Raw genomic sequence first — 6791 nt, forward strand, 5'->3', positions numbered from 1 at the left:
TCGGAACTTACCTTAGACTGAACAGTTTCTTGACATCACCAACCTCGAGGTAAAGAGTTTTAAGCAGGCGGGAGAGCCGTACGACTCCCAGGCTCTCCCCAAGGACGTATCTCAGGGAGAGGAGGAAGTTCAACGTGATCGAGATGAGCTTGACGTAACCAAGGTTCTTACTCCACGTCCTGAACGAACCATTCTCCAGGCCCAGAGCCTTCAGTTCCCTTATCACCACCTCCACGTCCCACCTGTTCTCCCATGCCGTGAGTATCTCCTCAGGGGACATGGAGAGGTCGGTGGAGAAGAGGTATCTCCTGCCGTAACCCTTATAGTCCAGTACAACTAACTTCACGGGGACTCCCAGGTACGTGACGTGGTGTTCTCCTTCGGGGAGGAGTCCAACGGGCACGGACCTGTCACCCTCGACGACCCGTGCGCTGGACTTGAGGGAGGACACCACGTCGGAGAGGAGGGTCCTCCCGTTCACGTACCAGGAGTCGAAGGTTATGACCTGTACGTTGAGCTCCCTCCTCAACCTGTCCAGGACCTGGAGGGTCATGTCCACCTTCGTGGAGAAATTCAGGTCCTGTCCCACGGCCTTGGCCATCTCGGCCACCTTCCTGGCCACGTACGCGTCTACGTGGACCAGGTACACCTCGCCCGTGACCAGGTCCCTCACCGTGACCACCAGGAGCTGGATGGCGGGTATGAAGGCCCCCTTCACCCTGGAGTAGAACATGGCCAGGTTCCTGGACACGGGCATGGCCCTGGCGTAGGCCTTCTCGTCGAAGGTATCGTCCACCGCCACCTGCACTGGATGATCTCCAACCAGGAGCTTCACAGGTGGGAGCAGGTCAACGTCAGCCAGCTCGTCAAGCTTGCCCAGCACGCTCTCGTAGTCGAAACCCACGGCCTCAGCCCTACCCGCCAGACTTCCCCTCTCCGCGATCACAGCCAGAAGCAGCTTCCTCACAACGTCAGCCCTGAACTTCCTTAGCGCATCCCTCAGCGCGTTCAGGTAATCCCTCCTCCACCTTAGCGCCTCCTTCAGTTTCCTCAGCCACTTTCCCCTTCTCATTATTCAAAACCCGTATTACCCAGGTAAAAAACTTTTCAAGGGCCGAGGCACTGACGTCAAGTTCAGGGAAATGCTATCCTTGAAACTTAAAATGCTAATATGACAACTATGGTATGGGCCTGCAATTTCATGAATTTTTCCTTCTGACCAGCTCGAGAAGGTCCAGAATCACCAACGTGCGGGGACGGGGATTTGAACCCCGGATGGCCTGCGCCAGCGGATCACTCTGGCGGTCTTGAGTCCGCCCCCTTGGACCAGCTCGGGCATCCCCGCACTATTATACGGAGTCCTTCAGGGTTAAAAATATGTTGCGCATCCAGACTTGCTGTAACTGGGCAGAACCGCAACCCGTGATCGTGTCATGTGGGGTCCCGCACTACCCCAGAATCTCCGCAATCTCGTGTATCGACCTAGAGTTTCGCATAACTTCATCTTCAAGACCCCGGGACACTGCCAGCAGTTTCACAGCCTCCTCCGCTGCCTTATAGTACTTCTCGCTAGCCTGAACCGCATCTCCCTTCTCCAACAAGCGATCAGCCTCCTCAATCCAGGATAGTATTAGATGCTTTATCCGAGATTCTGACAAGCTCTCTCACTTTCTTAGCCTCCTCTTTAAGAATATAAGGTTCAGGAGTAGCGCTCAGAATTAAGATAGCGGATTTCCAGAGATCCTCGATTCCCCCAATCTCCTTCTCCAGTTCTCTCACAGCTTCTTGTAAATCGTCGAGACTCCATTTCCCCTTTCTTTCCACTTCCTTAACTATCCTAAGGTTCCTCGAAACGGCTAGAAGCTTGATTGCCTCCTCCGCTGCCTTATAGTACTTCTCGCTAGCCTGAACCACATCCCCTTTCTCCAGGAGACGATCGGCCTCGCTTAGGTAAACATCAGCCGCGGTTTGAACTATCATGAGTTAAGATAATCTCCCCCGATATTTAACAAGTTATTCCCCTGTCGCAAGCCTGAACAGCACAGATCTGCTTTGAGAATTCCGTCAACACAGGTCCTGCGTGTAGCACAGGTAGGCGTCGTGGAGCTCCTGGCCTACCTCGTCCTGGTGGTCCTCGTGTGGGGGTGATCTAATCTCGTTGATTATGGCCTTGGCTATCTCATTCTCCTCCATCCGAAAAAGTGCTCCTGTCCACGGCACGGAGTCAACCATCTTCCTGGCTAACTCCTCATCCACTCCCATGGACACTAGTACTACCTGCACCCTTATTGCCTTCATGACCGCGTCCATGGCCTCCTTGAAGCCAAAGCCCATAGCTCTAAACTAGATATGTGGCTTTTATAAATGTCTGGAAAACCTCGCCCTTCAGGGTAGCTCACAAAGCTTCGCGAACATCAATGCACTTCAGGAAAGATCTTATCGGTGGGTCGACGAGACCATCTGGATTCGGGAGACCTGTTGGGGCCCATACCCTCTGCTGTGTAGTGTAACGTGAGCGCGGAACATGGTAGCTCCAGCTGAACTTCTAGCGTCAGTACTTTGTGTAAGTTTTTACCCAGTGCTCTCTGAATGGTGTCCACGTCGGAAAGTAAAAATTAACCAAAACCACCAATGCACTGAGCTGCTGTTGATGAGTGTGTCCTGCGAAAGTCTTGATCTAGAGATAAATAATTTCAGAGCGGAGAGTGGGATAAAAAAGGATAGGTTCTGGTGAGATCCATGGGAGAAGTTGTAATCTTGAACCAGGAGCAGGTTGAGGTTATTCCCCTTGAGCAGATCTTCGAGAGGATCGCAGCAGTCCTGGGGATAGGGATCACGCTAGAATTGGTCACGAGCGAGGCGGAGTGCGAGGCCAGCCAGCTGAGCTTCTTCTGCAGTAATCGCCTTGACGACGCGCTCTACAGGATGACTCCCGCCCTCATAACCCCCACCAGGTGGTCTCCGGGAGGGCTGAGAAGGGGTAGGGCCACCACCCCCTCTGAAGCTCCCCCGGACGTGTTCAACTTTGTGAGGCACGGGATCCTGGTGAAGACTGACAGGTGCACTGGAAAAGAGTGCGTCTACGTGTACGTGGGAGGGGCAGCCAGGGAGTGGCTGGACGGGGCTGAAAGGTTCATGGTTGCCCAGGGAGGGGCGTACTTCACGACCAGCGTTAACAAGGGGACCGGGGCCAAGCTCGCGAACGTTGATTATCCCCTCATGATGTTACCCGTGAAGGGAAACGTGAAGAACTTCCTGCAACCCTACGACCCGGCCTGTAGGTTGTCAGGGCAGGAGAGGTTCCTGGATAGTGTTATGAACATGAACCCGGTGTATAGGACGGTGGAGGGGATACAGCAGGCCCTTAACCACCTGTCCTGGGCAGGGGCGGGATTGATCCCCACGTACGTGCCGTACATACTTCAGCACGTTTTCAATGAGACACTTGGATTTACCCAGCAGGTTTACGTGAAGGAGTCTCCCAACAGGAACAGGTACTTCCTAAACAATCAGGTGAGGCAGGATATCATCACCATCTCAGGTAAGGCTCCTCTCTTCCTCCCCGGGATAATCGGGTTCCCTGACGTGAATCTTGAGGGCGTACCCACAGCCGTGATCTACACAAACCTTGGGGCCCTGGGAACCCCCTGCGGGCCTGACAGCGCTGACGTATATACCATCAAGTCGATGTTCACCAACCCTAGGCTAGTGGGTATACCCCAGAACCCCTTGATCTACGGTTCCCCAGTCCTGGTTGGCGGACTGTGCACCGGCGGATGCGAGGGAGTTAACGTCATGGGCTTCCCCTTACCTCCTTCCAGCTCCTACTCCACCATGCCCGCCTACTCCCTCTCCACTCTCTTCCCGGCCCCCAGGAGCTGGTCCATGACTGACCTCGAGAGTTACGCCCGCCAGCTCGGCATCTACGACAGCTTCATGGAGGCCCTGAACGCGGTCATGAAGGCAATAAGGGTAGAGATAATACTCGCATCCAAGGGAATTGAGAGGGAGTTGGCTGAAAAGCTTGTCAACTCCTTGTCCTGGATGGGCTCCCTCTTCCAGATGGAGGAGAATGAGATAGCCAAGGCCATAATCAACGAGATTAGATCACCCCCACACGAGGACCACCCGGACGAGGTAGGCCAGGAGCTCCACGACGCCTACCTGTGCTACAGGTTCGGACATTGCTAACTCCCATAGTGTCGTCATGTTAGCATATTTTAAGGTTCAAGGAATTATGCGAGGTCGCCACGTCATGAGACGAATTTATGCAAGTTTGACGACACTATGCTAACTTCCAACACAACACCTCAAACCGAGAGATCCACCTTCACAGGCAAGTCTATTCTCACTAAACCTTGGATCAGGATCCCCCAGAGTATCACCTTTCTGCAATTCAACCTAGAACGCTCCCCTTACACTCAAGGTAGTGCTTTACGGATTTTGATGTAGTGAGATATTCTTCAAAAGAGTTCGCAGAAAATGAAAATTCATAGATAAGCAATATCATTGACCTTAAAAGTGAAATTTTACTAGGAGATCATTGGACAAAACTGAAATTATAGGTAAAATAGACTTGAAGGGATTTTCAGGAAAGTGCTATCAAGGATTTCCCCCATCCCTGGAACCCCCGGAGGCTACTCCCCATCCACAAGACAGGGAAATCACCCAGTCTAAAACACTCTTACCGTCTCAGGGTCATCTCCTCGCCTACTCGCAAAACTCATTTAACCACCTCATTTGCACCCTTTTCACCATCTCCTTTCCGAGTACAGGGACACTCAGTACAGTCTACCACGTCACGGGGAAGGGTTGTCCGCCCGATCTCATTCGCTTTCCATCTCTACCCCTGGCTCTCAGAAGTTGAGATCCTTCTCGCCGGGGATATCCAGGGCTTAGAAAACCCACACCCTGAGAAATCGACGGAGACTCTAGGGAATCTTGGGTGACGACTCCACATAAGACGAAACCGCATCACCCAGAGATCCTGAGCACTGAAAGTAACCACACCCAACGCATCTTGATGCAAGCTATCCCAAAACCCACAAACTCCCTTCATAACGTCTTATCCACTCACCACCCCAAATCCACGACCCTGCTCCAGACTCAATGTCCCTCATCCGGATCAGGCAACACTTCATCCAACAATCTTCACGGAAACCCTCAACTCCCTACTTGCACTCTCTCAACCCACCATATCCCATCCACACCACAGGACAGATCCCTCTAGACCAATCCAGACTCAGCTAACTCCGCCCCGGAACCTGCCATCCCACCCTCTCCTCAACCTGCGTACACCCTGGTTCGTGGAATTCAAAAAACATCCATCACTCTCAAGTTATTCTAGAAATTTTCCATAAACTTTCTTATCTCTCTCCCTCTCTATCTAAATTCTTTTCTCTCTTGCCCGGAATTTATACGCTATCTTTCACTTAGTAACATCTCTCACCGAAAACTATTTTTTAGATTTCTCTTACTGGTCATCGACTCTTAACTCCCTCACTGGATAGGCAGAACCACCTTCACATAAGGACGTAAGCTTTATATTAGGTTCCAGGATAATAGTTATCTTGCGCAATGCCCCCGGCGGGCAAAACACCCGCACGGGGTTACGCTTATGGGGAGTTGAGTTCCCCGGAGCTAATAACTCCGGGTCTCTCATCTCCGACAGGGGAACCGAGGGTGGTGAAAGGTTAGCTGCCCTAATTCCGGTTGATCCTGCCGGACCCGATCGCTATAGGGGTAGGGCTAAGCCATGGGAGTCGTACGCTCTCGGGAAGAGGGCGTGGCGGACGGCTGAGTAACACGTGGCTAACCTGCCCTTGGGATCTGGATAACCCCGGGAAACTGGGGCTAATCCGGAGCGGGTAAGGGAATCTGGAACGATCCCTTACCTAAATGCCTCTCGGCTGATCCCGTCGAGAGGTGCCCAAGGATGGGGCTGCGGCCCATCAGGCTGTTGGGGGAGTAAAGGTCCCCCAAACCGATAACGGGTAGGGGCCGTGGGAGCGGGAGCCCCCAGTTGGGCACTGAGACAAGGGCCCAGGCCCTACGGGGCGCACCAGGCGCGGAACGTCCCCAATGCGGGAAACCGTGAGGGCGTTACCCCTAGTGCCCTCGCAAGAGGGCTTTTCTCCACTCCAGAAAGGTGGAGGAATAAGCGGGGGGCAAGACTGGTGTCAGCCGCCGCGGTAATACCAGCCCCGCGAGTGATCGGGACGTTTATTGGGCTTAAAGCGCCCGTAGCCGGCCTGTAAAGTCACCGTTTAAAGACCCGGGCTCAACTCGGGGAACGGCGGTGATACTTACAGGCTAGGGGGCGGGAGAGGTCGGAGGTACTCCCGGAGTAGGGGCGAAATCCTCAGATCCCGGGAGGACCACCAGTGGCGAAAGCGTCCGGCTAGAACGCGCCCGACGGTGAGGGGCGAAAGCCGGGGTAGCAAAAAGGATTAGATACCCTTGTAGTCCCGGCTGTAAACGATGCAGGCTAGGTGTCGCGTAGGCTTTGTGCCTACGCGGTGCCGCAGGAAAACTGGTAAGCCCGCCGCCTGGGGAGTACGGCCGCAAGGCTGAAACTTAAAGGAATTGGCGGGGGAGCACCACAAGGGGTGGAACCTGCGGCTCAATTGGAGTCAACGCCTGGAATCTCACCGGGGGAGACCGCAGGATGACGGCCAGGCTAACGACCTTGCCAGACTCGCGGAGAGGAGGTGCATGGCCGTCGCCAGCTCGTGTTGTGAAATGTCCGGTTAAGTCCGGCAACGAGCGAGACCCCCACTTCTAGTTGGTAA

General features: G+C 53.9%; 5 protein-coding genes, 1 tRNA gene, 1 rRNA gene and 1 pseudogene (1 of these 8 cut by a window edge). 3 read left to right on the forward strand and 5 right to left on the reverse strand.

What is annotated here, in order from left to right:
- Positions 1–7 precede the first annotated feature (7 nt).
- The 5 genes and pseudogenes from QVC96_RS13405 to QVC96_RS13425 form a co-directional block, all read right to left on the reverse strand.
- Positions 8–1072, reverse strand: coding sequence for a transposase (locus tag QVC96_RS13405; RefSeq protein ID WP_287689527.1), 1065 nt, complete (start codon positions 1070–1072; stop codon positions 8–10).
- A gap of 177 nt (positions 1073–1249) precedes the next feature.
- A tRNA-Leu gene (locus QVC96_RS13410) sits at positions 1250–1345 on the reverse strand.
- Positions 1346–1502: 157 nt separating this feature from the next.
- A pseudogene (locus QVC96_RS13965) lies at positions 1503–1658 on the reverse strand (PaREP1 family protein); the annotation flags it as partial.
- Entirely contained in the window at positions 1615–1980 is a 366-nt protein-coding gene (locus QVC96_RS13420) for a PaREP1 family protein (RefSeq protein WP_238025945.1), read from the reverse strand. The pseudogene QVC96_RS13965 and the gene QVC96_RS13420, both read right to left, overlap by 44 nt.
- Before the next feature lie 84 nt (positions 1981–2064).
- Positions 2065–2334 carry a hypothetical protein gene (locus QVC96_RS13425; protein ID WP_287689528.1) on the reverse strand — a complete coding sequence of 90 codons (270 nt, stop codon included), beginning with the start codon at positions 2332–2334 and terminating at the stop codon, positions 2065–2067.
- A 405-nt stretch (positions 2335–2739) separates the two neighbouring features.
- On the opposite strand from QVC96_RS13425, the gene QVC96_RS13430 reads away from it, so the two are divergent.
- The 3 genes from QVC96_RS13430 to QVC96_RS13440 form a co-directional block, all read left to right on the forward strand.
- On the forward strand, positions 2740–4191 hold the full coding sequence (locus tag QVC96_RS13430; RefSeq protein WP_287689529.1) for a hypothetical protein: 1452 nt from the start codon (positions 2740–2742) through the stop codon (positions 4189–4191).
- A gap of 352 nt (positions 4192–4543) precedes the next feature.
- Positions 4544–4867, forward strand: a complete 324-nt coding sequence (locus QVC96_RS13435) for a hypothetical protein (RefSeq protein WP_238025942.1) — start codon at positions 4544–4546, stop codon at positions 4865–4867.
- Positions 4868–5705: 838 nt separating this feature from the next.
- Positions 5706–6791 (forward strand): 16S ribosomal RNA (locus tag QVC96_RS13440) (it continues 411 nt past the right edge of the window).

The sequence above is a fragment of the Metallosphaera javensis (ex Sakai et al. 2022) genome (assembly GCA_021654415.1).
In the GTDB taxonomy this organism is placed as follows: Archaea; Thermoproteota; Thermoprotei_A; order Sulfolobales; family Sulfolobaceae; genus Metallosphaera; species Metallosphaera javensis.